The 24,530-nt window shown below is 44.7% G+C and carries 25 protein-coding genes; 5 read left to right on the forward strand and 20 right to left on the reverse strand.

Annotated features, from left to right (window positions below; genetic code table 11):
* Positions 1–36 precede the first annotated feature (36 nt).
* Entirely contained in the window at positions 37–468 is a 432-nt protein-coding gene (locus N483_RS18130) for a DUF2721 domain-containing protein (protein ID WP_036975968.1), read from the reverse strand.
* 26 nt (positions 469–494) lie between these two features.
* Positions 495–1,004, reverse strand: coding sequence for a TlpA family protein disulfide reductase (locus N483_RS18135; RefSeq protein ID WP_023399031.1), 510 nt, complete (start codon positions 1,002–1,004; stop codon positions 495–497).
* A 101-nt stretch (positions 1,005–1,105) separates the two neighbouring features.
* Here N483_RS18135 and N483_RS18140 point away from each other — a divergent pair, with 101 nt between their 5' ends.
* Complete coding sequence (locus tag N483_RS18140) at positions 1,106–1,531, forward strand: YqaA family protein (protein WP_023399032.1); 426 nt, start codon at positions 1,106–1,108, stop codon at positions 1,529–1,531.
* Positions 1,532–1,572: 41 nt separating this feature from the next.
* On the opposite strand, the gene folX is transcribed toward N483_RS18140, so the two are convergent.
* The 6 genes from folX to N483_RS18170 all read right to left on the reverse strand — a co-directional run bounded on the left by folX (position 1,573) and on the right by N483_RS18170 (position 8,500).
* Entirely contained in the window at positions 1,573–1,947 is a 375-nt protein-coding gene (folX, locus tag N483_RS18145; protein WP_036975970.1) for a dihydroneopterin triphosphate 2'-epimerase, read from the reverse strand.
* 20 nt (positions 1,948–1,967) lie between these two features.
* On the reverse strand, positions 1,968–2,525 hold the full coding sequence (folE, locus tag N483_RS18150) for a GTP cyclohydrolase I FolE (protein WP_023399034.1): 558 nt from the start codon (positions 2,523–2,525) through the stop codon (positions 1,968–1,970).
* 55 nt (positions 2,526–2,580) lie between these two features.
* Complete coding sequence (gene folM / locus N483_RS18155; RefSeq protein ID WP_023399035.1) at positions 2,581–3,288, reverse strand: dihydromonapterin reductase; 708 nt, start codon at positions 3,286–3,288, stop codon at positions 2,581–2,583.
* Positions 3,289–3,533: 245 nt separating this feature from the next.
* Positions 3,534–4,364, reverse strand: a complete 831-nt coding sequence (gene nadE / locus N483_RS18160; RefSeq protein WP_023399036.1) for an ammonia-dependent NAD(+) synthetase — start codon at positions 4,362–4,364, stop codon at positions 3,534–3,536.
* 89 nt (positions 4,365–4,453) lie between these two features.
* The gene (locus N483_RS18165; RefSeq protein WP_023399037.1) at positions 4,454–5,071 is read right to left on the reverse strand and encodes a YceH family protein; all 618 of its coding nucleotides are present in this window, start codon (positions 5,069–5,071) and stop codon (positions 4,454–4,456) included.
* Positions 5,072–5,170: 99 nt separating this feature from the next.
* Positions 5,171–8,500: an ATP-binding protein gene (locus N483_RS18170; protein ID WP_052027377.1), complete on the reverse strand. Its 3,330-nt coding sequence runs from the start codon at positions 8,498–8,500 to the stop codon at positions 5,171–5,173.
* A 229-nt stretch (positions 8,501–8,729) separates the two neighbouring features.
* On the opposite strand from N483_RS18170, the gene N483_RS18175 reads away from it, so the two are divergent.
* Positions 8,730–11,030 carry a penicillin acylase family protein gene (locus N483_RS18175; protein WP_023399039.1) on the forward strand — a complete coding sequence of 767 codons (2,301 nt, stop codon included), beginning with the start codon at positions 8,730–8,732 and terminating at the stop codon, positions 11,028–11,030.
* 4 nt (positions 11,031–11,034) lie between these two features.
* Here N483_RS18175 and N483_RS18180 read toward each other — a convergent pair whose 3' ends face one another.
* On the reverse strand, positions 11,035–12,108 hold the full coding sequence (locus tag N483_RS18180) for a sensor domain-containing diguanylate cyclase (RefSeq protein WP_063383371.1): 1,074 nt from the start codon (positions 12,106–12,108) through the stop codon (positions 11,035–11,037).
* Positions 12,109–12,220: 112 nt separating this feature from the next.
* Positions 12,221–13,108, reverse strand: coding sequence for a DMT family transporter (locus tag N483_RS18185; protein ID WP_023399042.1), 888 nt, complete (start codon positions 13,106–13,108; stop codon positions 12,221–12,223).
* Positions 13,109–13,412: 304 nt separating this feature from the next.
* Here N483_RS18185 and N483_RS18190 point away from each other — a divergent pair, with 304 nt between their 5' ends.
* Positions 13,413–13,796: an MAPEG family protein gene (locus N483_RS18190; RefSeq protein ID WP_023399043.1), complete on the forward strand. Its 384-nt coding sequence runs from the start codon at positions 13,413–13,415 to the stop codon at positions 13,794–13,796.
* 11 nt (positions 13,797–13,807) lie between these two features.
* Here N483_RS18190 and N483_RS18195 read toward each other — a convergent pair whose 3' ends face one another.
* Positions 13,808–14,518, reverse strand: a complete 711-nt coding sequence (locus N483_RS18195) for a pseudouridine synthase (protein WP_023399044.1) — start codon at positions 14,516–14,518, stop codon at positions 13,808–13,810.
* 119 nt (positions 14,519–14,637) lie between these two features.
* On the opposite strand from N483_RS18195, the gene N483_RS18200 reads away from it, so the two are divergent.
* Both N483_RS18200 and N483_RS18205 read left to right on the forward strand, forming a co-directional pair.
* The gene (locus N483_RS18200) at positions 14,638–14,943 is read left to right on the forward strand and encodes a DUF6482 family protein (RefSeq protein WP_023399045.1); all 306 of its coding nucleotides are present in this window, start codon (positions 14,638–14,640) and stop codon (positions 14,941–14,943) included.
* 242 nt (positions 14,944–15,185) lie between these two features.
* Positions 15,186–15,923 (forward strand): hypothetical protein, encoded by a 738-nt coding sequence (locus tag N483_RS18205; RefSeq protein ID WP_155250753.1) that lies wholly within the window; start codon positions 15,186–15,188, stop codon positions 15,921–15,923.
* Positions 15,924–15,934: 11 nt separating this feature from the next.
* Here the strand turns inward: N483_RS18205 and N483_RS18210 are convergent, their stop codons facing one another.
* The 9 genes from N483_RS18210 to lptM all read right to left on the reverse strand — a co-directional run bounded on the left by N483_RS18210 (position 15,935) and on the right by lptM (position 24,442).
* On the reverse strand, positions 15,935–17,077 hold the full coding sequence (locus N483_RS18210; protein WP_023399047.1) for a retropepsin-like aspartic protease: 1,143 nt from the start codon (positions 17,075–17,077) through the stop codon (positions 15,935–15,937).
* A 23-nt stretch (positions 17,078–17,100) separates the two neighbouring features.
* The gene (locus tag N483_RS18215; RefSeq protein WP_023399048.1) at positions 17,101–17,979 is read right to left on the reverse strand and encodes a dTDP-4-dehydrorhamnose reductase family protein; all 879 of its coding nucleotides are present in this window, start codon (positions 17,977–17,979) and stop codon (positions 17,101–17,103) included.
* Positions 17,980–18,135: 156 nt separating this feature from the next.
* Complete coding sequence (locus N483_RS18220; protein WP_023399049.1) at positions 18,136–19,659, reverse strand: peptide MFS transporter; 1,524 nt, start codon at positions 19,657–19,659, stop codon at positions 18,136–18,138.
* Positions 19,660–19,806: 147 nt separating this feature from the next.
* Positions 19,807–20,508 (reverse strand): HAD-IA family hydrolase, encoded by a 702-nt coding sequence (locus N483_RS18225; protein WP_036975926.1) that lies wholly within the window; start codon positions 20,506–20,508, stop codon positions 19,807–19,809.
* A 79-nt stretch (positions 20,509–20,587) separates the two neighbouring features.
* Positions 20,588–21,508 (reverse strand): tyrosine recombinase XerC, encoded by a 921-nt coding sequence (locus N483_RS18230; protein ID WP_023399051.1) that lies wholly within the window; start codon positions 21,506–21,508, stop codon positions 20,588–20,590.
* Positions 21,505–22,131, reverse strand: coding sequence for a DUF484 family protein (locus N483_RS18235; protein ID WP_023399052.1), 627 nt, complete (start codon positions 22,129–22,131; stop codon positions 21,505–21,507). The genes N483_RS18230 and N483_RS18235 overlap by 4 nt, the downstream gene beginning before the upstream one ends.
* Positions 22,128–22,958 carry a diaminopimelate epimerase gene (dapF, locus tag N483_RS18240; protein WP_036975928.1) on the reverse strand — a complete coding sequence of 277 codons (831 nt, stop codon included), beginning with the start codon at positions 22,956–22,958 and terminating at the stop codon, positions 22,128–22,130. The genes N483_RS18235 and dapF overlap by 4 nt, the downstream gene beginning before the upstream one ends.
* A 47-nt stretch (positions 22,959–23,005) precedes the next feature.
* On the reverse strand, positions 23,006–24,262 hold the full coding sequence (gene lysA / locus N483_RS18245) for a diaminopimelate decarboxylase (RefSeq protein WP_023399054.1): 1,257 nt from the start codon (positions 24,260–24,262) through the stop codon (positions 23,006–23,008).
* Entirely contained in the window at positions 24,263–24,442 is a 180-nt protein-coding gene (lptM, locus tag N483_RS18250; RefSeq protein ID WP_023399055.1) for an LPS translocon maturation chaperone LptM, read from the reverse strand.
* Between the last annotated feature and the right edge of the window lie 88 nt (positions 24,443–24,530).

Raw genomic sequence — 24,530 nt, forward strand, 5'->3', positions numbered from 1 at the left:
CCCGCCAGCAAATATGGGTAGGGCTTAATTGAGCGCTTATCCAATATCTTTAAAAATCATACCGCGTCGCATACTACGTGTTGCCAACATGACCTCAGCGAGTAACGCTATAAAAGCCCCAATTAAAAGCAGCATGGCAGCAATGAAACAGCTTGAAACTGTGATCCCAAGTGACCACGTATAGAGGTGGGAAATAAACAATAGCACGACCACTGCACACACCATGAGTGCGCTAAGAACGCTCATGCTAAAAGCGATGTGAATGCAGCGAGAGCGCTTTAGCAAAGCGCGCATTTCTTGGGTGAGCGTAAAATGTAGGGTGTCATCTTGATTGGCATTGAGCTTTCTATCAAGTAAACGTGCTCGGTCTGTAATACGCGCTAATCGATTAGATAAAACACCCAAAAATGCGGCGATCCCTGTTAATAGAAAAACTGGGGCCACAGCGGTTTGGATCACTTTGGCCATGGTTAAGATACTGACAACGTCTGAATTTAGTTCCACTTTACCTGCTCAATAATATTTTCTGTTTCACCAATTAAAGTGTTAACGACGCGGTTGTTTTCATCAAGTAGGATCAGTCGCGGTACCCCTTTATTGGCATATTGGCTGTACACTGTGCGCTGTTCATCTGTGATGAGGGGAAAAGAGACATTATAGTCAGCAGCGAATTGTGCAAGTGACTCTGAGGTCTCTTCTCGGCCAATTGCGACAATGGTGAGGTTGCGATCGGTGACTAAAGGAGAAGCGTTGAGTTCGTTAAACATACGTTGTGAGTCTGAACACCAAGTAGCGAAAAAGATGACTAGCTTTTTGCCCTGTGTATTGGCCAAATCGACTGGTTGACCATTGATGTCTTTAAATGTCAGATGTTTAAATATGTCGCCTTGACTAATATAGGTTTCATAGTCCGCGTTGGGTGTAGTCGATTCAGTGGTGCCACAGGCGCTTATTGCTAAACATGCGGCGGTGAGAAAACTGATTGTGAGCTGACTTTTTATCATTGTTGATTTCCTTATGGTAGGCTGGTCCTATTTACGCGTATTTTTAATCACATAGCAAGCTTTGTGATTGCTGTATTTCCAACACATTTTATCTTTTTACTATGGTTTATCTGAGTCTTTTTTTCAGCGCATTTATTGCAGCGACGCTGTTACCTGCGGCGTCGGAGTTACTGCTTACAGGTATGGTTGTTAAGCAATCAGGTCATGTATTTTTGCTGTGGTGCAGCGCAACCATAGGTAACGTGCTCGGAAGTTGTGTGAATTACTACCTTGGCACACAAGTTGAGCGGCTTAGCCATCGCCGCTGGTTTCCCGTATCGCCGAGCAGCATGGCGAGGGCACAAGCGCATTTTCAACGCTATGGCACATTTAGCCTCTTGTTTGCGTGGTTGCCAGTTGTCGGTGATCCACTGACGCTGATAGCTGGGGTATTTAAAATTAGATTTAGTGCATTCTTATTGTTGGTGAGTATTGGAAAAGGGCTTCGCTATGCTTTGGTGATAGCGTTGGCTATGGGGTTGTTTTGAGCTTGTTGGCAATGCTCCAGTCATCTGGAGCATATGGGTTTTTAATCTATGTTTTGCGCCTTGCGCCACTCAAGTGTTAAAGAAACAGAATCTGCAAAGCGTAGCGCATGGGGTTTATCAACTCGCACACGGGCAAAAGAAACATCCGGGTGCTGGTGACACTCCGATAATATATCTGCCACTAATTTTTCTAGCAGCAAAAAGTGTCCAGTCTCAACCAGCTTGATCACCGATTTGGTAATGGTTTTATAATTAAGCGCATGATCAACTTCGTCTAGCTGAACACATTCAGTGTCAGCGGGGTAGTGGATCTCGATATTGATAACTACGTCTTGTTTTTTTTCGCGCTCTTCGTCATTGAACCCGATGAAGGTTCGTAATCTCAGGTTAGTTATATTGATAATCGCATTATGCATCATTGGCATGTCCTTGCAATTTAGTCGTGTTTGACGAGTTGTAAAAACTCATTGCGAGTTTTTGCATCCTCTCTGAAGTTACCTAACATGACTGAGGTGCGCATTTTCGAGTTTTGCTTTTCTACGCCACGCATCATCATGCACATGTGTTTTGCTTCGACAATCACACCAACACCTCGTGCACCAGTCACTTCTTCAACAGCTTTGGCAATTTGATGAGTCAACTGTTCCTGAATTTGAAAGCGGCGTGCATACATGTCGACAATTCGAGCAAATTTAGATAAGCCTAACACTTTGCCATTGGGAATGTAAGCAATGTGGCAACGGCCGACAAAAGGGAGCAGATGATGTTCACACATTGAGTACAATTCGATATCTTGGATCAATACCATATCGTCAGCATCGGATGAAAACACCGCATTATTGGTTATCTCATCTAAAGTTTGTCGATATCCTTGAGTTAAGTACTCCATCGCTTTGGCCGCACGCTTAGGTGTGTCTAATAACCCTTCTCTGTCTGCGTCCTCACCAACGGCGTTAATGATCTCTGTGTAACTGTTTTTTAATTCTTCATGCATAATAATAACTCACAAAAATTGTGCTTGGGTTTAAATCAATGCATCAAACCCAAACTTACTTTAAATGCCTGCCACCATCAACGGCGAGTGTTCTACCTGTTATATAGTTGCTGTTGAGCAAGAGCTCAATACTTGCAATGACTTCTTTGCAACCCGGTTCTATGCCCATAAGTGACTTTTTGAGGGTTTTGGCTTTATAAGCTTCATCGTCCTGCTCATTAAAAATAATGAGTGATGGCGACACTGAATTGACTTTAATATCAGGTGCATATTTAGCTGCAAAAGAGCGACTTAAATTGTCCAATGCGGCTTTGCTGGCAGCGTATGCAATGTGTTTGGGACTGCCTTTCTCAGCGACATAATCCGTAATATGAATTATGTCGCTAACATCTTGTGATGCTTGTAGTAGCGGGGCCAGTGCCATATTGAGCAAGTAGGGTACTTTAGCGTGTATGCGCATCATATTATCAAACAGGGCATCGTGATTTGGATTGAGTTTTTCACAATCCCAACTCGATGCATTGTGCACTATGGCACGCAGCGCTGGCGTATAATCACTGACTTGGCGAACAAGTGTATCGATGGCGTTTGGTTCATTAAAGTCAACTTGTATACACTTCACACCTTGTTCGGCTAGCTCGTCAACCGAGTCGTGACGGGTTCGATAGGTGACAATGAGCGGTACATTAGCTGCGATGAAGTGCCGAGCAAGTGCGAGCCCAATACGCTGTGCTCCACCTGTGATTAAAATAGGGGCGTCCATTGGTTTCCTTTAAAATTAGTATCTTGTGGTACATTCAAATTCAAGCTTGAGATTGAAGTGAATCAAGAGTCACCAGCTGATACACATAATAGATAATACGAGATAAGTTACCTTTATGATCACTAACTTAGCATGAGTTTTTGTTGGCTGTACACAAATATGTAACTATTTTGTTAAGCCGTGGTGGCTTGTCTAAAAATAGAATAGGGTGCTAAGCGCACCCATCGGATTTAATCGGCTAGGGTTTAGTCATAAACTGTGGGAATAGGCTGTCGCTTGTGCTGGGTGCGCTGATAAATCGCAATCAGTTTTTCTTCTACTTCGAGTGAAACTGGTTTGCCCTCTAAAAAGTCATCAATACTCTCGTAACTTAAGCCCAGCGCAGCTTCGTCGGCCAAGCCGGGGCGATCGCATTCAAGATCAGCCGTTGGCACTTTTTCAACAAGCTGTGCGGGTGCGCCTAAATGTGCAGCCAGTGAGCGCACTTGACGTTTAGACAGGCCAAATAATGGAGCCAGATCACAGGCGCCATCGCCGAACTTGGTGTAAAATCCGGTGATGTTTTCTGCGCTATGGTCCGTACCAACAACTAAACCTGCGCTAAGCCCTGCAATTTCATACTGAGCAACCATGCGCTGCCTAGCTTTTACATTACCTTTGACAAAATCAATTTGAGTTTGTGTTGGGAGTGTCAAATTTGCTTCATTCATGGCTTGAATAGCCTGCTCATGCATCGCATCGGCGGCAGGTTTAATATTGACGGTAAGGCGTTTACTTGGCTTGATGAAATCCATCGCCATTTGTGCCTCGTCTTCATCTGCCTGCACACCATAGGGAAGACGCATAGCGATAAATTGATAAGATTTATCTTGTTGTTCTTGGTTCAATTCATCTACTGCTAGCTGGCAAAGACGGCCGCAGGTGGAAGAATCTACTCCACCGCTGATCCCAAGGACAAGGCTGGTGCAGTGTGCGGAAAGCAAACGCTGTTTGATAAACTGCACTCGACGAGTGATCTCTTCGGTTACATTAATAGAAGGTTTAACTTTCATTTCGGCAATTATAGCTTCGCGCATTGAATATCCTCAGGCCTCTTAATAATCTTCACAAACAGTGTAATAGATCCGTAAGTCTTGGGGCAACGATGTTTTTTGCCTCAGACAACTTAAAGCCCCAAATGCTGTTTGATTGCTTTTAACTCAGCTTTTAATTGATTGATTTCTTCTAACAGCGAATTGAGCTCGCTTGGTTCATCAATGGATGCAATGGGAGTGTCTGCTGGAGCTGGTACATCGCCAAATAGGTGCTGATAGCGACTTTCTCGCTTACCAGGCTCTCTTTCTTGTTTCACCACTAGTTCTTGCTGTTGTAATTGATTAAGCGCCTCTTCGACTTCGGCTACATTGGCAAATTCGGCAAGACGGCCACTGCGAGTGCGTAATTCACCAGGTGTTTGTGGACCGCGTAAAAGTAACAAGCACACAATCGCTCGCTGCTGCTCATTTAATTGCAGGCTACTAAACTCGGTATTACAAAAGCGGTGAGTGTATTTAGAAACACGACCTGACAAAGCTTCATCACACATAACTAAACGCTGAGACTTTAGTTGTGACAGGCCATCTAAAACCTCAGCTTCTGTGAGCGCTAGTACGGGCTCTCTATTTGACTTTTGGTTGCAGGCATTGGTCAGTGCATTTACAGACAGTGGATATTGATCTGGTGTGGTGGTTTCTTTTTCTAGCAAACAACCAATCAAGCGTTGTTCGATCATAGTGAGCTTCATAGTTTCCCTTTTCAAGTAGTATCGTAAATGAAATTTGCACACCGCTTGTTGGCTTTGTGACAAGGAGCCAAATCGGAATATGGGTGTCAGCAATTTGCTTTACTCTATGCTATTTAAAGATATTTTCCTAGTTGAGCCAGTCCATTCTTGTAGTGATTTTGTCAACAAATCAAAATTGATTGGCTTGCTTAGGTAAGCGTCCATACCCGCTGCTAGGCATTTTTCTTCATCACCTTCCATGGCATTTGCCGTGAGCGCGATAATTATCGTGTCTTGGTGCTGCTTGCCGCATTTTCCATGACGTATTTCTTGAGTGGCTGTGTAGCCGTCCATTTCTGGCATTTGGCAGTCCATCAAGATCACGTCATAAGGTTGCTCTAGGCTTTGTAAGTGCTCAATTGCAAGGCGACCATTGGTTGCGCACTGTGCTTCAATGCCTATTTTTGCCAGTAAGCTAAGTGCCACAGTTTGGTTGATTTTGTTATCTTCGACCAATAAAACAGAGCAATTGAGCTGCACCCCCTGGTTCTCTGATTTGGCAGTATGCTTTTTTTGCACCAGTGTCAGCGCATTGGCGGGTGTAAGTGGAGCAAGTATGGTATTACAGTCGTGGGCATGCGGCAGTGCTGCTAATTCTTCAGGCGTGTGGCATAAAATAGCGTAGTTAAGTTGATGTTTTTTTATAAACGTAAACAAGGCCTGTGAAACCAGTTCTGTACTGTGACTTAATACCGTGGCAGTGACGATAAGCGCGGGGTGAGAGTTACACTGTGATTCACAAAATTCCAGCGCATCTGGGATGGTTAAAAAATGCTCTGTGGGAACTCGCCATGCATTGAGCATATGCCGTGCACTCAGTTCAGTTTGAGCGTGCTGATCTATTATAAGTAGGTAGTCACTGGTGCTATCTAGCGCTTTTATGGGCTGCGCATCTTGCAGTTCAATATAAAAAGTAAAGGTGCTGCCAATACTGAGTTTACTATAGGCATGCAGTGCCCCGCCAAGGAGTTCGCACAGCTGTTTGGCGATGGTTAGACCTAGCCCTGTGCCGCCAAATTTGCGAGTGGTTGAGGGATCTGCCTGTGTAAATGAGTCAAAGATTTTGTCTAGTTGCGCTTTGCTGATACCAATGCCTGTGTCTTCAATACTGCACCATAATCGCGTGTTTTGGTTACTTTGTTCTGTATAACAAGTTAGGGTGATCTTACCATTTTCAGTGAATTTGATGGCATTACTGATCAAGTTGTTCAGTACTTGCTTCAACCTGTGTGGATCAGTTTTAGCAAATTGATATTGCATATTACGGCTGTCGAGAAACAGCTCGGTATGCTGCTCGATGGCTTTAGGGGCAAAGGCTGAAAAGCAGTCACTGATAATCTGAATTAAGTCACATTGCACTGTGTCAATTGACATTTTTCCGGCTTCGATTTTTGAAAAATCGAGAATGTCGTTGATGATCGTCAGCAAAGATTCCGCGGAGCTCTGGGCCAAGGATAAATGGCGTCTTTGCCCGTCATTTAAGGTTGAACCGCTCAAGATATTGAGCATACCGAGTATACCGTTCATTGGGGTACGAATTTCATGGCTCATGCTGGCTAAAAAGGATGCTTTGACTTTGGCCGATTGTTCCGCCAGCTCTTTTTCCATGATGGCTTTGTGCTGTGCTTTTTGTTGTTGTTGGCTACTAAAGAGGCTTGCCAGCATGGCGGCGATGGCTTTTAAAAAGCGTTTGTCACTTTGGGTCCATTGTGGGTGTGCAGTATTAAATTCCGCAGTTAAAGTGCCATATAGCGTGTCTTTAAAAAATATCGGCACAAACACAATTGCATCTATTTCAAATGGTGAGAGGTATTGCTCATTGATCACTCGGGTTACGGGGTGGCTTTTTGCCGCCCAGGCTTCGATAATGTTTTTATCGGCCAGAGCACTAAACAGTGCCGCCTGAGAGGTTTTTCGCCATGGTGGGTAGTGCTGTAAGCTGTCTTTTTTCGTATTACTAAAACACACCGGGTAGAGATGAGTTTGCTCCTCACTAAATAGCCAGATACTTGCTCGGGATGCGTTGACACCTTGGCAGGTTGTGTCGATACACAGTTCTTGCGCTCTGTCTAAATGGTTGTTGAGTATCACTTCATGGGTGCTAAGTTGGGCTAAAAGCTCGTTGTTTTTGGCGACTTTTTCATGCTCAACTTCCATGGTTTTACGCTGATGAATATTTTGAATTGAACCATATACTTCGAGCGTTTTGCGGCCCGACGTTTTAGTTTGTGCTTTGATAAGTACCCAGCAAGGAGGTTTATCTTTAGGGACTACTAAAAATTCACCTTGGAAACCCTGACCCCTTTTTATCGCTGTGCTCATGGCATCTTGAAATTTCTTGCGCTGTGCACCCTCCTTAAAAAACTCTGTACTGCCCATCCACGAGGGGTGGTAATGTGTTGGTACATTAAAAATTTGCTTGGTCACAGTGGACCAGTTGATGTGGTGGTTGCTCAATTCAACTGACCACGCTCCTACTTCAGCTAAAGACCCCATACTGGTTAAGGAGTTGGCTTGATCTTCAAGCTGTTTTAGCAAGCGCGTAAAAAAGATAAAAGCGACAACAAATATTATCACGATAGTGAGTAGTGCCAGCCTAAACGGCCACAGTGCAGAGTCCTCACCTGACCAACCAAATCTAGGCGCAGCGTAGAGCAGCCAAGAGCCCGAAGGCACATTTATCTCAAAGGATAAAGGATTGAGATGTTGAATATCACTTGAGCCATAAAAATAGGCTCCCTGCTCTCCACGCGCGTGTTGCCCGCGAATGGCTATTTGGTAGTTGTCTTCCAGTTCGTTTAGTCGGGCACTTTGATACAACTTTTGCATATCAATGACCACTGAGAGTAGCCCCCAAAACTGATCCTCGGATTTAAAAACGGGCACCCGTGCTATTAATGCTTCTCCGCCTTGGACGAGCTGGAGGGGACCTGCTAATACGATTTCTCTGGTTTCCTGAGCCTTTAGCGCTTCAACTCGTTGGGTGGGGTGGGTGCGGTAGTTTAACCCGATCGCTTTTTCATTGCCCTCCAGAGGGTAGACAAACTGTAGGATCATATCCGGCGCAGCGCCTAAATTGCGCAGTATGTCATCCGACTCAAATAAAGGGGACGCTATATTTGCAAATTTTTGTTGGCTGAGCTGATCTTCATTGGCAAGTGCAATAGCAAGCCCTCGCACTAATTGAATATTAGCTGCAAGCTGCCCCTCTATACGGGTGCGGTAGACATTGACTTGTTCATAAGTGCGGTTTTTTTGTACTTCTATGAGGTGCTTATGGTTAACACGATCAACATACCAACCTGTGGCGATGATCACCGTCAGCAGCATTAACACTCCAAGCTTGGATAATATTGCTTTCCTTGGCGGCACAACATTCTCAGTTTGCATGTTTTTTCTGTCGGTTCCATGAATTATTTAACTATAGTTGTCTTGCCTAAAAGTCGCCAAATCAAACCTTGTTTAAACCAAGCTTAAATAAATTGCAAAAAAAGCGTCGTAAATTTAAAGCATCAAAAGTGTCTTTGAACGTGGTGAAATGAATTGCTATAACTGTGTTGGCGAATAGGGTAGGTTGCAACGGTGCGTATCACCCGCTTATTTGTAGAAAGGAAAGTATATGTTGAAATGGTTTAGGGTAGGTGCTTCGGTCTTGGTTATAGGCATATTGACGCTTACGGCAGCAATATATGGGGTACTCTCACTGAGTTTACCTGCTTTGGATGGCCACACTCAAAGCAGCAATTTACAAGCAAACAGTAAGCTGAGCCGGGATGCTTTAGGGCAGGCGGTGATACATGCACAAAATCGTCAAGATGCTGCATATACGATGGGTTATGCGCATGGCCAGGATCGTTTCTTCCAGATGGACTTGCTGCGCCGAAATGCCGCTGGTGAATTGAGTGAGCTTTTTGGTGAAGGGGCTGTCTCACTTGATAAATCCCTTCGGTTTCATCAGTTCAGAAAACGCAGTGAAGAGATTTTTGCAACCTTGAGCGCTGCAGAGCAAACCTTATTGCATGTATACGCTCAAGGCGTCAATGATGGTCGATTGCAATCGGGCATGTCAAACTTCGAATATTTATTGCTTGGCGCTCAAGCCCAAGATTGGCGTCCTGCGGATTCCTTGTTAGTTATTTTCAGTATGTATCTGGACTTGCAGACAGCTACGTTCAGAAGAGATAAAACACTGATCCATATTGCTGAGCAGTTTGGCCAACCTATGGTCGACTTTATCCTTCAGCCAAGTAAATTCCAAGCGGCACTTGATGACAGCCAATTGTCCACAGCGACAGTGCCGATCCCTGCATTGACACAGCCAGTTGAGGTTGCGAGAAATGTGACAAAAATTGAAGAAACCCCTCTCTATGGCAGCAATAATTGGGCTGTGACTGGGAGCTTGACAGAAACAGGGGCTGCGATGGTATCAGACGATATGCATCTTGGCCTTAATGTGCCGTCCATTTGGTATCGTGCTCAAATAAACTACCACACTGATTCAGCTCAGCCTGTGACGGTTACGGGTGTCAGTTTACCAGGTGTGCCTGCCATTGTGGTTGGTAGCAATGAACATATTGCATGGGGGTTTACCAATGGGTATTTGGATACAGCAGATTGGATTGTGCTATCGGAGCAAGATGAGGAGCAAACGGTACTTGAAGAGATCAAACTGCCAAACGGTGAGGTGCGGACTTACGCTCTCTCTATGAGTCAATTTGGGCCAGTTAAGCAGTTCAATGGTAAACGCTACGCGCTGCAATGGGTTGCGCATCAACCTTACGCCGTAAACCTGAACTTATTACAGTTGGAGCAAGTGGTATCAGTAGAACAAGCACTCAAAGTAGCAAGTGATGTCGGGATCCCAGTCCAAAACCTCATGGTAGTTGATAAACAGGGTAATGCGGCTTGGCAGCCGATAGGCGCTTTGCCATCTAGGGTCTTTCCAAGTGATTTGGCAGTTTCGTCCGTGCGTGCAGAGTCATTGCTTTGGAAAACGAATGAGGCGGTTCGTCCACACGTGATCAACCCTGACAATGGCAAGTTGTGGACAGCCAATTCACGAGTGATGTCGGCCATAGATCATCGTCGCTTTGGCGATGGAGGTTACGCGCTGGGGGCGCGTGCAGTCCAAATTCGCGACCGATTATTAGCGGCTGAACGATTTACCGAAACAGACTTCAATACACTACAACTAGATAATGAAGCGCGCTTTTTAATGCCATGGCATGACTTGCTGGTTGATACACTCACAAGTGCATCAGGCAAAGAGCAAAATTACAAACAGGCACTTGCCTATTTGGCTAATTGGCAAGCTTGCGCGTGCACGGATTCAGTTGGTTATACGCTAGTGAAGTTTTTTAGAAAGAGTGTGATTGATATTGTTTTTAGCCCCGTTGAACAGTATCTGCAAGGTCAAGATGAAACACTGGCACATTTAGCGCGTTACTTTGAGCCAGCTTTGTGGCAATTGATCCAAACTCAGCCCAAAACTTGGTTGGCGGGACATCAAGATTGGCAGCACTTGTTAGAGGCGGCATATTTACGTACTCATGCTAGGTTGCAAACAAAATTTGGCGCCGGTATGGCTAATTGGACATGGGGCGAGGTGAATACTTTGACCGTACAGCACCCATTTAGTCAGCAAATGCCATTTTTAAGCCGCTTTTTAGATATGCCCGCTGTCCCCGGGTTTGGCGATAGCTATATGCCGGCAGTTCAAGGAAAAAGTTTTGGTGCATCTCAGCGCTTTATCGCTCAGCCGGGACATTTGGAAAATGCAGTGATGACGGTCGCTGGGGGGCAAAGTGGTCATCCGCTGTCACCGTATTATCGCAAAGGCTTTAGCGCATATGCTGAAGGTCAATTGACACCTTTATTACCTGGAAGCATACAGCACACTATTGAGTTCTCGGCTCAGTAAAAAGTTATTGTAGGGAGTGCTGGACCGCATCTGAATGGGCGCTGGTGGTGCGGTTTCGCCCTCGAGCCTTACTCATATATAAAGCATCATCAGCGAGCTTTACAGCAACTCGAAACGGCAAAGCGGGGTGCCACTGAGCAACGCCAAAGCTCATGGTGACTGGCAGACGTTGATCATTAAATGAGTGGGTTGCAATGTCACGACGCAAGCTTTCGATACGCGCTTGCGTTGTGGCTAAATCACAGTTGACGAACACCAGTAAAAACTCTTCTCCCCCCCACCGCACCGCAATGTCTGAGTGTAATGTGTGTTGCTGTATTTTTGATGCAACTTCAATAAGAACCTCATCGCCTATTTCATGACCATATTTATCATTGATGGTTTTAAAATGATCAATATCGGCCATGATGACGGATAATTGCTGTGATGTTTCAATACTGTTCTCTTGTGCATTGTTGATCAGTTCTTTTGCGTAGCGGCGGTTAAACAGATTAGTCAGCGGGTCGATGGCGGCCATCTGAGCAAGTTGATAGCGGTTTGAAAACGAAACCTCTCTAATGTGGCCAATGGTATAAATACTGGGAAGTGCACAAATAAGCACATTGATAAAGTGAATATAAGGTGCAAACTCACTGAATAAGAAGGTGTTTTGTACTTTGTTGAACAGTTCAAAGAGCATGGCAAACGTAATTATCAATAGCAGAGCCAATGCTGACGCAAATTTTAATTTGAGTTGGTAATCAAGCAAGATCAGGCTGGCAATGGTCCAAAGATAATATTGAAACCCATAATCCATGCCCAGTGTGGCGCACACGAAAACGGAGTGCACAGTGACTTCGATGCAAAACAGTCGCAGGGCTAGGGGAGTTTGGTGCATGTACAAGAGCTTGATCCCTACAGCCCACGCAATCACACTGCCCACATTAACTGCGGTTAATATCCAAATATCACAGTACCAAAAAAAAACCAGCAACAGACTATGAAGCGCCAAACAGTAATAAGCCAGCTGTTTGAACAAGCGGTTTTTTACCAGTTCGACAGTATCTGGCTGACTAAAGTAATGTTGACGTGTTGCCACCCCAACTCCATTTGTGTTTCACCGTTACTACAGTATAGGAGAAGTATTACAAGCTGAAAACTTGCTGGTGAATAAGTGATGCGGTGAGCAATATGCAGCGTAATTGATGGTATCACAGTGCAATAATATCATCTGCCATTACTAAAACAGCTGCGAGTGCAATTAAACTGAGTCCCAGCGTATCACGCTTTTTAGGCGGTGATTTGAGCCAATAAGTTGCGATTAACAAAGTAAAAAACACTTCGATTTGACCTAAGGTTTTAACATAGGCGACGTGCTGTAAACTCATGGCACTGAACCAGCCGATAGAGCCAATACAGCTGGTGGTGCTGATCAATAATACCAACGGGAGGTGCGCTCTGAGTGTTTTCCAAATCTGAGGTTCTGTAAGCCAGCTATATCCGCTTAATAACAGTGTTTGACAACTGAGCACTGAGAGTAAAACCCAGCCAGCACTGTGTGGAAAAGGTAAAGCCAAGGTCAGTGCGGCTTCTCGCACCCACAGCGACGTCAACGCAAAGCAGGTGCCGCATAAAATACCAATTGCTGCGGTTTTAAAATTGAGTTGTTTAAAGCTAAATCCACTCAGTAGCAGCACTGCAATTCCACCGATTAGCACGCCAATCCAGCCTACAAATGTCAAAGCAGAGCCAAAAAATAGCATGCCGAGTATCGCTGCCACTAAGGCTTCACTTTTTGCTAAGCCCGCACCTGTTGCAAAGTTCTTTTGTTTAAATAGTACCACCATGAGTGCCGTCGCGATGATCTGCATGATGCTGGCACCTAAGATGTAGATTAATAAGGTATTTGAGAACTGTGGCGTTGGCGCCGGGTTAAAGTAGTAAAGTAAATATAAATACAGTCCAGCCAAGGGTGTGGCAAAAATAAATCTAGCCAGAGTCACGGCGTTGACGCTGGCATGTTTGCTGAGGTGACTTTGTAGCGCATTACGCCAAGCTTGGCTAAATGCGGCGAGACAAGTAAATAAAAACCACCCCATGATCTGCTCCTTTGTTTAAAACTGCGTTGTTAAAATACAATTGTTATGTCTTGTTTCATAATGAATTTTTGTGATGTTGGCTATTTCGAATTGTGACTAGACAGCACTGCGACAATCTGTCGCAGTGCGCTTTACAACCTGTATGCATATACTGACGTCGATGTTACTCATAAAGCCACTGAGATGTGATTGGGTGGCTTTATTTCTTTTTGCAGCTCTCCTAATACTCTCTGTTGGTTGGAATGATTTCATTTCTTGATAAATTGCGCTTAAATAGTGGCCAAGTGATTATCAAGGAGTGTTTATGAGTGTCATTATTGTGTGTGCACTGATCGGTGTGCTACTACCCTATTTAGCAAAAGTCCCCATTATCATTGCCGCAAGTAAAGAGGGGGGCTACGACAATAAACAGCCAAGAACACAACAAAGCCAATTGTCTGGTCTTGGCGCCCGCGCTGTTGCTGCGCACTACAACTGTTTTGAATCTCTTATTGTATTTGGTCTTGCGATTGCGATCGTGCTCGCAACTGGGACGACTGGCACATTAATTCAAGGCCTGGCAGTCACTCATATTGTGGCAAGGTGTTTGTATTGTGTATTTTATTGGTGTGATTTAGATAAGTTGCGCTCATTGAGCTGGCTGGTGGGCATTGCCTGTCCCATAGGTATGATTGCGATGAGTCTGTAATCCGATGAGCGCTATACGGACAATACCAATTTCGCGATATCTATCTGACAATATTGTCCTTCTGGTACCGTCTTTGGATCGAGGATGAGATTGGCAATACGCACACGGTACAAGTCTACCACTTGCCGGCCACAGTGTTTTGCCATTTTCCTTATTTGGCGGTTGAGACCCTGTTTTAGCACAATCTTAAATGTTTTTTCATCGATTTGAACCACTGTGCATGGCAGGGTAGTTTGCCCGTCGACCGGGACTCCGTTTGACAGTGTTTCACAAAAGGTTGCATCAATGGGTTTATCAACTTTGACAATGTATTCTTTTTCCTGATGTTTATCTGGGTGGATCAGCGCGTGACATAACTCGCCGTCATTGGTGAGCAATAATAGGCCTCGGCTATCTTTGTCTAGCCTGCCGATTGGGTAAACACGTGAGCCCTTTGGCAGGTGATGAAACAGGCTACTTGGGTCTTGCTCACTCAACTTACAATCGATGCCAACTGGTTTGTGATAAAGATATAGTAACTTGGGGGCCAGGCCCGCGACTTTTTGCCCAGTGACCCAGATATCATCTTGTTCTGTGACATGATCAATGTGGTTTGCCGCTCGGCCATTTACTTGTACTTGGCCTAATTCAATTAATCTGGATGCTTGTCGTCTTGAACAAACTCCGCAATGGCTGAGGTACTTGGCTAGGCGCATAGGTGCAATAACGGAGTTTTCAGACATTTATGAGGAGCCGTAATCAGGATTAAAGAAAGGCAAACTATATCAAATCTCAATCAGTATGTATCCGCCATAAACTTCAATTGAATATAAAGCGTATAACACGTATTTGGAGGTATGTTATGAAAATCACTCTGGCGGCACTGGCAGACAAACCAATTATCGATAAGTTTATTGTTAATTCACTCGATCAAGCACTTTACCAACTTAGCGTGTGCTTGGGCGATTCGGAATATATCGTTGTCGATGCACAAGGCAAAGGGGTGAAAGCGCATAACCCACTGGCACTGCAAAAGCTCGTCCAACATCTGCCATATCAAAAAATGATGTTACGTCATCAAAGCGCCTATGACGAAATGATAGGGCAGCCAGTACGCCAAAGCAGTAACCTACTTGAAGTTCCCTTTGGGGACAACAAGTTATACTAGCTAAATGTTGACATTGTGTTTGATTTTTATGAGCTTGATGTCTCTATTGTACGGTTATTGTCAATTCTTCAAATTGAGCCATAGTGGTTAAACTGTAAGTAATACAAGGCTTTTATAAGGCTTACATGAGAATTAATTGTGTAAAAAATTACTTTTCTTAAAAAAATTCACACTTTATTAAAACAATCATATATATTGGAGTTACACTTAATGTAACTTGGGTTAAATTGGTGTTACTGGTTGTGGAGATCAATAAATTACAGAGACAATTGAGTCAATGTGGTGATCTCGTACGAGTAGGTGGACCGCATGAACGTGGTCATCAGGTCCCTGCTCGTGCGATTTCGAGAACAAAGACATTGCTATCGCTAGGTGCTAATGACAATTGGCGCTTTGATAAAGCATTTCAGGCACTCAATCCTGAATGCCAGATCATTGGTGTCGATCATAAGCTTTGTTTATCGTCAGTGATCAGTGAGGCATTTGGCAGTGGTGTTAAGTCATTGCGCAGTGCGCTGTCAGGCAAGCTCAAACAGAGCAAGCGTCATGCAAACTCATTACTTAACCAAATCTTACTTTATACATTTTACACCAGTAGTAATCGGCTGTTACGCCGTCGTGTTAGCACACAAACTAACGAAGTGGATATCAGCTTAGAAACCTTAATTGCTGTCTATGGCACGATAGATGACAACGCCACTATGTTGAATATTAGTATGTCCTGCGACGAGTATCATTTAGTTGACGATATCATAACGCTGGAAAGCATGCTCAGTGTGGTGACAATTGAATTATCGCCAATACCGCAGTGTGTAAAGCAAGTTGAAGCATTTATAGAGCGCATGTCAGAGTGTTTTGATATCGTTTATGTGTCTAGCAATGGAGTGGATGTTGACAAAGCGGCATCCATAGACTGTTTAGCTGCGCCTCTTGAGCTGACATTCATGAATAAAAGGCTGTCAGCGTCTAGCGCGTCATAGCTCTTAGTGGATTACCTCGGTTTTAAAATCAGCTCGGCTTGCTGCTGATCTATTTCAAATTCGAAATGACGCAAAAAATTCATGCCAAGCAACCCTGGTCCGTAATGGGACTGCTCCATTACCCCAAATTCAAAAGGGGTTTTTTGTTTGCTGCCAATTTGTATTCCAGTGCTCATATAAAAGGGAACTTCGGTAATGCCGTTAGCCGTGCTCACTCGGCGAGAATTTAAATAGTTTACGTCATATGCGAGCAGTTCGAACTGGGCGGCTGTCAGTGCCGTAATACTTGCCCCAGTATCAATCATTAAAGAGATTTCTTGCCCTGCTATTTGTGCTTTTAAAACATAGTGTTCACCACGTCGCTCCAAGGGAATTCGCTCTACTTGTTGTGTGACGTTTTCAAGGGCATCTTTGAGTGGTGCGATCGCCTTATGGCGTTGCTGTTGAGCACTTAGCTGTGTGAGCAATAATTCTGCCTCTAATGGGTTATTCAGTGCTAAGTGCGCCTCGATAATGGCGGCAATGATAGGGAGGTTATTAGGCTGCTCACTGAGCCAAATTTGCCCTTGTGCGATTATTTCATGCCAATCGCTGTGTTCTTTAAGATGGTTTAAACGCTGAGTTATCAAGGCTGTAACGATATCCTGCAAATGTTGATATTCAGGGTAGAGGTGCAGCAGTTTGATATAGCGATAAATCGCTTCATTTTGCTCTCCTTGCGCAAGATAAACATCCGCTTCCAATTTAAGCGCTGCAAAGTCTTTGGGGGTAACTGCTAGAATACGTTGTACAAACAATAAGATACTGGCAAGTTGCTGTTCACTTTTGAGCTTCAAGTCCCTACGCAGCTTCTTTAGCCATGCATGTACTGTGTTTAGCTGCTGAGTAGGGTTGGTACTATCGTGCCAAAGGCGCGCAGCGGTGAGTAAATCGCCCGCTTCAAAGGCTTGATCTGCCAGCTCTAAAGGGGTGTGTGTTTTGACAAGTTGGACGTTTGTGTGCGGCGCAGCGGGCATTGAGTCTATACTGACACCGGGTTGTTGCGGTTCAGCGGGGAAGAGCATGCTTTTTAGCAATGAGTGTGGTCGTTGCCACTCTAGGTAGACATTGAGAGACAGGGAGCAGACAAGTAAAAATCGAATAAAATATCGCATAATTGAACGCCCCTGATGTTGCTTTAATGGCCGTGCTGATTCAGCACTTTGGCTATTGCCGTGGCAAAATCGCGATGATGTTTGATGCCCATTGTGTGCAACCTAGTGTCTTGCAATGCACAGTTGTAAGGCCTTGTCGCAGTTTGCGATGGCTCAGGTAGTGCGACTAAGCCTTGTGTGTCAAGCGCTAATACCTTGGCAATCTCTACTGCCATGGCGTATTTGGTCATCAGCTGGTTGTTTGAGATATGGAAAGTACCACATTGTTTATCGCGAGGTTGTGCCAATAAATCGTTGAGCGTAAGTGCGATATCTTCAACATGTGTTGGGTAGCGTATTGCCCAATCATCATGTGCACTGTTACAGTCTTTTATGACTTGTTCAGCGATGATTGTTACAGCGGATTCAGCCAAATATTCAACGTCACCATAGAGTACGGGGACTCTCACGACTGTATGCTCAGGACAAACAGCTAATACAGCAAGCTCTGCTTGCGCTTTACTTTGGCCGTAAAAATTAACTGGCGAAGTCGTGTCGTTTTCGGTGTATGGGGCTGCTTGACCGTCAAAAACGTAATCTGTGCTGATCAACACAAATTGAATGTGCCTTTTTTTGCATTGGTTCGCTAAAAACTCTGCCGCCTGCACATTTAAAGCTATAGTTGCTTGGTGGTCATTTTCACATATGTCAGGTTTGCGTTCAGCTGCTGCGTGTACCAAAACTTCAGGTTGGTGTGTATCTAAAAAGGCAGTAATGGCTGTTTGGTCGTGCAAATCAAGTTGCTCAATTGGCGGTGCGGCTCTGCGAAACCCGGTACCAATGACAGTATTTGACTGTGATAATACCTTCACCAATGCACGTCCGAGTAACCCGGTGGCACCTGTAACGACGATTTTTTTCATGGTTGATTGATCTCCTAAAACACCTATTTATCTTAACCTTAGAACTTGGTGTAAAAAAAGGGAAATATGGAGAAATAACATAGCTGCGTCATCAGAGATGCGCAGCGAGCAGAGCTGAGATGCAACACGCGTCTGGGCTGCACCTCTCTTAATCGGTTATGCAGGTTGCTGCTGGGTTTGCCCTTCCCATATTTTGGCTCTGAAGCTAAATAACAGGATAAGAATACCCACGCCGATACCAAATAAGCTGATCTGCAAATATAGATTTGGAATTTGATCGACTTGCTCAGGATCGAAATTGCCTGCAAGTAGGCCTGAAATAATATTACCGATAGAATAAGTAAGTACAAATATCCCCATCATTTGACCGGCAAAACGTTTAGGTGACAGTTTGCTGACGGCACTGAGTGCGACCGGGCTAAGACATAACTCACCAACGGTGTGCAAAAAGTACGTAGTGATCAACCACATGGGCGCTACCTTTAAGCCTTGTGCAGCATATTGTGAGGCAAAGAACATGACAATAAAGCCACTTGCCATAATCACCAGACCAATAGCACATTTTAAGCTGTACGATGGTGTGATCATGCGTTTAGCCAAGTTTATCCAAAGGGCTGCAAAGAAAGGGGATAAAATAATAATGAAAAATGAATTAGATGATTGGAACCAAGCTGTTGGTACGGTGAAACCCGCAATGACACGGTCAGTGTAGTCCTGTGCGAATAAGTTTAGCGACGAGCCTGCTTGTTCAAAACCAGACCAAAAACAAGCTGAGGCGACACAGACTAAAAACAGCGCCCATAGTTTTTTCTTTTCATCTGCATTTAAGTTGCCAGCAAAATAGATATAGGCATAGTAACCGAGAAAAATTACCGTAAACGCTACAGCAACATATTGAGCTAACACCACAGGGTTGATTACTATGCTGCCTGCGTAAGTTAATCCGACAATCGCACCTGTCGCGGCGAGTATTGCACCAATAGCAAACCAAGCTTTTTTGCTGCCTGCTGGTGTCAATGGGTTACTGGGCTTGTCTCCAACACCTTCGATGTTTCCCAATGTAAAACGGTATTGCACTAGGCCGATGGCCATACCTACAGCGGCCGCACCAAATGCCCAGTGCCAACCAACATTTTCCATAAAATAGCCGCATACCATGTAGCCGATCACCGAACCAATGTTGATCCCCATATAGTAAATGGCATAGCCACTGTCGCGACGCACATCTTCACTACTGTACAGTTGACCAACCATCGCACTGATGTTGGGCTTGAGTAGGCCTGTGCCTATTGCGACTAAAATTAAACCGATAAAAAAAGTACTTTGGGCGGGGATCGCAAGCACAATATGGCCTAACATGATTATGATGCCGCCATACCAAACGGTGCGTTGTCCACCAAGTAATCGGTCAGCTATCCAACCACCTGGCAAACCAAGAAAATAAACCGCACCGGTGTACAAGCCATAAATGGCTGTTGCCGTTGCCACAGTAAAGGCTAAACCCTCTTGTTGGAGGCTGGCCGTCATAAATAATACCAGCAATGCGCGCATGCCGTAGTAGCTCATACGCTCCCACATTTCGGTAAAAAAGAGGGTCGATAGGCCTTGAGGATGACCAAAAAAGCCCGTGTCTAACTTGTTGTCTGATGACTCAGCAGAAGCTGCTTCGTGAGATGACATAATGACTTCCGATTCTATGTTTTTATATTTGAAAGCCAATATTAGTACGTTATCTGTACATTGAATGCAACTTTAGCAGACTAATTGCGCATTGACAGCGCTTGTATTGGGCGCAGATTGCACCCAAAAAACGACTCATCTAGATATTCAACACAGCGCGCTAAGCTGGTGTATATCACTGATTTCAATATCTGCAAGGCCTTGATATTTATATTTAATCCCTTGATTGTTTAACCAGATGCTATGGCACCCTGCGAGGTTGGCACCTTGTACGTCGGTATCTAAACTATCGCCTATGTGCAAAATTTGCTGCGGCAGCACATTTAAATCCTGACATGCGCGTGTAAATAAATCTTCAGCGGGTTTTGCTTGGCCATCTGGCCCTGCTAAATACACGCGCTCAAATACCCCTGCTAAATTGAACTTATCGACTTCGACATTGCCGTTAGTAATGGCTATCAAGGTGTACTGTTGGGCAAGTTTATCCAATAGGGTTAAAACTGATTTGGCAACGGTAATTTGGCTACGAGCATCAGCAAACGCTTGATATGCTAACTGGGTATGTCGCTCAATTTCTTCTTTTGTTAGGTTAAGCTGCGACAGACCATGCTCTAGTGCAACCTTTCTCCATTGTGTGACATCACTTTGCAAGTGCGGCTGTGTGTTGCCTATGTATTGTCGACACGCCAGCCAATAGTCGCCTTCTTTGGCAGCCCATTGCGGGATAGATTGTAAATAAGTTTGCATAGCGCCAATGGCACCTAAAATAATGGGGTGGTTGTTATAAAGGGTGTCGTCTAAGTCAAAACTCAAAACTTTGATGGGAGAAATTGCTCGATTAAATCGCATTGTGATCTTCAGTTTGGGCAACAATGAGTTCATTGTATGCGAAAAGTCCTGTTGTGGTGAAGTCAGCAGTATGGGTAGGTTAGGGTTTCTTTTGCTTAGCACGTGGGTGAGATTGGTCATAGACCTTCGCTAGATGTTGAAAATCTACATGCGTATATACTTGGGTAGCAGATAGGCTGCTGTGACCGAGCATCTCTTGGATGCCGCGTAAATCACCACTTGACTCCAATAGGTGGCTGGCAAACGAGTGGCGAAGTTTATGGGGATGCACATTTGCACTGATCCCTTGCTTTATGCCCCACTCCTTCATTCTAGCGCGCACATGGCGAGTCGAAATACGAGTCTTACGTTTGCTGACGAACATCGCAATCTCACCATCAAGTGCAAATAATGGCCGTACCTGTAACCAAGCAGCAATGGCATCGAGGGCTTTACTACCCACAGGCACTACCCTTTCTTTGCTACCTTTACCCAATACGCGAATTTCACCTTCTCGGATATCGTGAATATTGGTATTGACCAATTCGCTGATCCGCAAGCCGCTTGAGTACATTAATTCCATCATGGCTTTATCGCGAACAGCGAGTGCATCTTCGTCATCAATATCTAAAAGCTGCATCATCTGGTCGACATCCAGATTTTTAGGCAGGGGCTTTTGAAACTTTGGCCCTTTCTGACCTGCGGCTGGATCGCGTAAATCACATCCATCTGCTTGCTTGGTTTTTAAAAATTTATACAAACTGCGGATACAGCTCAGCTTTAAATTGATGCTGCGTGGATTGTATTGTTTGGTGCGTAAATGCATTGAAAAGCGACGGATCAAGTCGCTACTGACACTCAACCAACTCTGACAGTGTGGCGCAAAAAATTGCGCGGCCAGCCTCAATTGGGTTTGGTATTGTGTCAGTGTATGAGGAGAGTACTGCTTTTCGTAGCGCAGGTAGGCCATAAACTCCTCAATGGGTTTTTGCCAAGTTGCGCTGAGCGATTGCTCGCTCATGCCAGCTCCTTGAGCCTCATTTGCAATGACGACACTAACTCGTTGACGAACAAGTTTCCATTGTCTGGTGAAAAGTGGTCAGCACAGTCACTGGCAAAAGCCAAAATTGCAGTTGGTTTGTCACTAGGGCCTAATAAATAAAGCGCCACAGACTGGCATGCAAAGCCACTGAATAAAAGTTTCTGCTCTTGTAGGTCTAATCGCCCTAAGTAGCGAGCGAGCTTATTGAATCGCCGTGTCACCAGCTCTTCCAGTGTGACGTCGTAAGGGATGAGCTGACAGACCGAAATCTTAGGAGATTGCGACAAAGTATCAGCCAAAATATCAGCTAATTCTTGAAAGTTATTGCAATACCACAGGGCGCGCTGACAATCACTGAATAGTTTAAAAATCAATTCATTTTCACGCGCTGAATCGACCATAGAATCGATTTGCTTTTTGAGCTTGGTATTTTCATCGCGCAGCAAGCGCTGTTGCATTAAGGCAAGATTGGGCGCGCCTTGGTGTTGCACATGCAGATTCATATCGAGCAACAGATAGGGGTGCTCTAACAAAAAGTTGGGGTTCTGCTGCAAAAATGCCATGACATCATGGGCTGACATAGGATCTTGGTTATGGCTCATATTGCTACCTGTCCATCAAATACATGTTCAGCGGGCCCTGTCATTTTGACTGGTTTACTTCCGCCGTTCCAGCGCACTTGTAATGTCCCTCCTGGCAAATCGACGCGTACTGTATCTGCTAGTTTGCCTTGTTTTATACCAACCACAACCGCACCACATGCACCACTGCCACATGCCAGTGTTTCGTTAGCGCCGCGCTCCCAGACACGAAGTTTGATATGCTCCCGGTTGATGATCTGCATAAAGCCTACATTGGTGCGTTTTGGAAAGCGCTCATGGTGTTCAATCATGGGTCCCAAGGTATCCACGTCGGCCGCATCAATATCGTCGACTTCAATTACACAGTGTGGGTTACCCATAGAGACAACGCCACAAAAAATCGTGTGTTCTTGTGCTCTGAGTACATAGGTTAGTTCACTTTGCTGCGCTTTAAAGGGGATATCTTGTGGGACAAATTGCGGTGTACCCATATTAACCGTGACTTGGCCGTCTTTTTCGGTGTAGAGGGTGATGTCTCCACCTTTGGTTGAAACACTGACTTTGTGTTTATTGGTTAACCCTTTCATGCGTATAAAGCGGGCAAAGCAGCGAGCGCCGTTACCGCATTGCTCAACCTCTGTGCCATCGGCATTGAAAATACGATAGTGAAAATCTAAATCAGGGGAATAAGGCGGTTCAACAAGGAGCAATTGGTCGAATCCAATGCCAAAGTGTCGATCTGCGAGCTTTTTTATTTGATCACGTGACAAGAAAACGTTTTGCGTGACGTTATCGATCACGACAAAGTCATTTCCTAGGCCATGCATTTTTGAAAAATTTACAAACATATTACCTTACTATTCTAGCCGCTGAGTGCGATGCATCATCGCTGTTATTATTCTGAAAGTAATGTTTCGCCTTGCCACAAAGACTCAAGAGTCTCTCTTGCTCTGATCACTTGCGCGCGATCACCATCTACCATGATTTCAGCCACACGTGGACGCGAGTTATAGTTTGAGCTCATGGTAAAACCATAAGCGCCCGCGCTGCGTTGAGCAAGTAAGTCACCTGGTAAAATGGCCAGTGTGCGATCTTTACCGATAAAATCTCCAGTTTCACACACAGGCCCAACGACATCGTAGTTGTGTTCCGGCGTGCCATCATTTCTTGGGGTCACAGCGATAATTTCCTGCCAAGCTTGATACAGTGACGGGCGTAACATATCGTTCATCCCCGCATCTACAATAGCAAAGTGTTTATCTGCGGTCGGTTTTAAGTATTCTACTTTCGTAACTAACAAGCCTGCATTGGCAGCAATGGCGCGTCCAGGCTCAAAGATTAGCTCGAGGTCACTGTACGACTCAAGGCGGGCGATGACCTGCGCAGCATATGCGCTTGGATGTGGTGGTTTTTCACCATCGTAAGGTACACCTAATCCACCGCCGATATCCAAATGCTTGAGCTCTATACCTGCTGATTTTAAGGTGTCTATGAGTGCAAGAACCTTGTCCAAAGCGGCTAAAAACGGTTCAACTTCAGTTAACTGTGAGCCAATGTGGAAATCCACACCGACAACTTGAATGCCAGGAAGAGCACAGGCAAGTTGGTAGACGTCGAACGCTTGTTTGATATCTATACCAAATTTGTTTTCTTTTAACCCAGTTGAAATATAAGGGTGAGTTTTGGCATCAATATCGGGATTTACACGAATAGACACGGGCGCTTGCACTTGCATGTTTGCAGCAATTTCTGAAATCCGTTCTAGCTCGGCTTTAGATTCGACATTGAAACACTTGATGTTTTGTTCAAGTGCGTAAGTGATTTCATCTCGGGTTTTTGCGACACCAGAGAAGACCACTTTTTTCGGATCTCCACCGGCTTTTAATACGCGCGCTAATTCACCTTTTGACACAATATCAAACCCTGCGCCCATCTTGGCCAGCACATTGAGAACCGCGATATTGCTATTGGCTTTGACTGCGTAGCACACCAAATGTTTGTGTTTGGCTGCGGCATCTGTAAACGCACGATAATGGCGTTCTAGGGTTTTGCGTGAGTAGACATAACAAGGTGTTCCGTATTGCGCAGCAATATCTTTAACAGCGACTTGTTCGGCAAACAATTGATTGTCTTTGTACTGGAAAAAGTCCATTTAATTATCCTTTTCGTCAGTTTTTTTGCTGTCTGGTGCTTTTTTCTGTGTTGTTGAAGTGCGGTTCTTATCTGCGTCTTCAGGCAAATACAGTGGACCACGCTGCCCGCAAGCTGTTAACGTTAGGGTGCTAGTCAATGCTAGGGCAAGTAAGCTAAATTGAGTGTATGTCGCTTTCATTAGATTAATGATGTCAGTGCCTTTATAATCGCAGAGTAACAGAATTCGCGAAAAAAGCAGCTTTTGCGGTTGAAATTTATTCCCTGTT

Source organism: Pseudoalteromonas luteoviolacea NCIMB 1944 (genome assembly GCF_001625565.1).
GTDB lineage: Bacteria > Pseudomonadota > Gammaproteobacteria > Enterobacterales > Alteromonadaceae > Pseudoalteromonas > Pseudoalteromonas luteoviolacea_F.

Coding starts and splice junctions, on each gene's coding strand:
- lysA (WP_023399054.1), bottom strand. CDS start 24,262: ATGGACTTTTTCCAGTACAAAGACAATCAATTGTTTGCCGAACAAGTC.
- N483_RS18225 (WP_036975926.1), bottom strand. CDS start 20,508: ATGCGATTTAATCGAGCAATTTCTCCCATCAAAGTTTTGAGTTTTGAC.
- folX (WP_036975970.1), bottom strand. CDS start 1,947: ATGCATAATGCGATTATCAATATAACTAACCTGAGATTACGAACCTTC.
- N483_RS18190 (WP_023399043.1), top strand. CDS start 13,413: ATGAGTGTCATTATTGTGTGTGCACTGATCGGTGTGCTACTACCCTAT.
- N483_RS18175 (WP_023399039.1), top strand. CDS start 8,730: ATGTTGAAATGGTTTAGGGTAGGTGCTTCGGTCTTGGTTATAGGCATA.
- N483_RS18220 (WP_023399049.1), bottom strand. CDS start 19,659: ATGTCATCTCACGAAGCAGCTTCTGCTGAGTCATCAGACAACAAGTTA.
- N483_RS18215 (WP_023399048.1), bottom strand. CDS start 17,979: ATGAAAAAAATCGTCGTTACAGGTGCCACCGGGTTACTCGGACGTGCA.
- lptM (WP_023399055.1), bottom strand. CDS start 24,442: ATGAAAGCGACATACACTCAATTTAGCTTACTTGCCCTAGCATTGACT.
- N483_RS18165 (WP_023399037.1), bottom strand. CDS start 5,071: ATGAAGCTCACTATGATCGAACAACGCTTGATTGGTTGTTTGCTAGAA.
- N483_RS18195 (WP_023399044.1), bottom strand. CDS start 14,518: ATGTCTGAAAACTCCGTTATTGCACCTATGCGCCTAGCCAAGTACCTC.
- N483_RS18200 (WP_023399045.1), top strand. CDS start 14,638: ATGAAAATCACTCTGGCGGCACTGGCAGACAAACCAATTATCGATAAG.
- dapF (WP_036975928.1), bottom strand. CDS start 22,958: ATGTTTGTAAATTTTTCAAAAATGCATGGCCTAGGAAATGACTTTGTC.
- N483_RS18185 (WP_023399042.1), bottom strand. CDS start 13,108: ATGGGGTGGTTTTTATTTACTTGTCTCGCCGCATTTAGCCAAGCTTGG.
- N483_RS18230 (WP_023399051.1), bottom strand. CDS start 21,508: ATGAGCGAGCAATCGCTCAGCGCAACTTGGCAAAAACCCATTGAGGAG.
- N483_RS18140 (WP_023399032.1), top strand. CDS start 1,106: ATGGTTTATCTGAGTCTTTTTTTCAGCGCATTTATTGCAGCGACGCTG.
- N483_RS18210 (WP_023399047.1), bottom strand. CDS start 17,077: ATGCGATATTTTATTCGATTTTTACTTGTCTGCTCCCTGTCTCTCAAT.
- folM (WP_023399035.1), bottom strand. CDS start 3,288: ATGGACGCCCCTATTTTAATCACAGGTGGAGCACAGCGTATTGGGCTC.
- nadE (WP_023399036.1), bottom strand. CDS start 4,364: ATGCGCGAAGCTATAATTGCCGAAATGAAAGTTAAACCTTCTATTAAT.
- folE (WP_023399034.1), bottom strand. CDS start 2,525: ATGCATGAAGAATTAAAAAACAGTTACACAGAGATCATTAACGCCGTT.
- N483_RS18235 (WP_023399052.1), bottom strand. CDS start 22,131: ATGAGCCATAACCAAGATCCTATGTCAGCCCATGATGTCATGGCATTT.
- N483_RS18135 (WP_023399031.1), bottom strand. CDS start 1,004: ATGATAAAAAGTCAGCTCACAATCAGTTTTCTCACCGCCGCATGTTTA.
- N483_RS18170 (WP_052027377.1), bottom strand. CDS start 8,500: ATGCAAACTGAGAATGTTGTGCCGCCAAGGAAAGCAATATTATCCAAG.
- N483_RS18130 (WP_036975968.1), bottom strand. CDS start 468: ATGGCCAAAGTGATCCAAACCGCTGTGGCCCCAGTTTTTCTATTAACA.